This is a genomic window from uncultured Campylobacter sp. (genome assembly GCF_937980635.1).
Lineage (GTDB): Bacteria > Campylobacterota > Campylobacteria > Campylobacterales > Campylobacteraceae > Campylobacter_B.
In genome coordinates, this window is record NZ_CALJPG010000011.1 from 1 (window position 1) to 1,012 (window position 1,012).

At 51.7% G+C, this 1,012-nt stretch carries 1 protein-coding gene; it reads right to left on the bottom strand.

The features are described 5' to 3' along the window. The coding region (locus tag Q0460_RS02835) for a hypothetical protein (RefSeq protein ID WP_299084633.1) at positions 1 to 1,012 on the bottom strand (1,012 nt) is incomplete at both ends.

The following is a 1,012-nucleotide window of genomic DNA, read 5'->3' on the forward strand; positions in this document are numbered from 1 at the left end:
AGCGGTCGCCGCGCAGCGGGTTATTTAAATTTAGCGCCAGCCACTGTTTGCTTCGCGGCTGCCTGATTACGAGGCTTTCTATGTCTTTAAACTGCGCTCTAGCCGCCTCGCAAGCGCCTTTAGGCACCGACCAGAAACAAAGGCGTTTTAGATGCGGTAGTTGCGCCCTCGTCGGAAAGCGTTCAAATCCGTAAACGTCGCTAAGCCAGACGTCTTTTAGGTGTTTAAGCTTAGCGAGCGCGTCGATGTTTTTTAGCGTGCCGCCCTGTGCGTTGATGAAAATTTCGCGCAAATTCGGAAAACTCGCCGCAACGCGTGCGAGATCAACGCACTCGCCGCACTGCGAAAATATCTGTAGATCGCGCAGTTTCTCAAGCCCGCGAATGCAAAACCCGCCGCCGTTTAGCTCTAGTTGGACGCTCAAAAGCTCGCCGTCAAAGGGGCAGCGCACGCTTTTTAGCCGCGCAATATCGCCGTTTATCACGAGCTGCCACAGCGAGCCGTTTAGCAGGACCTCCTCCGTGCCGCTTGCGTGCAAGACGAGCTGCTGCAAATACGTGCGCGAGATATCTAGGCTTTTGCCGGCGCAGTTTAGCTCAAGCTGCGTCATTATCGGCGTCGCTTCTAAAAAATTTTTCAAATTTTCATCCCAAACCGCACTTTTTATCTCGTAGCAAAACGGATTTTTACGCGCCAAATCGGCGTAGAATTCCCTGCCTTGCGGCTGTGAAATTTCAAGTTTTTGCTTACGGATGGATTTAAATTTAGCGCGAATATCCTTGGGAAGCTCGTTCCACGCAAGCTGCATATAGATCTGTTCGATGTTTTGCAGGCTCACGCACTCGGGCGGCTTGCAAATCGAAGCGGCATTACCGATAAAAACGGGTTCGGCGTCTAAAATTTCATCCACGCCGAGATAAAATTCTCCGCGCTTCCAAAAGTGATGATCGAAGTAAAACGGCTTAAGCTTAGCCGCCTCTTTTAGGCTGGGCGGCACGCTCGCAAAGCCGTC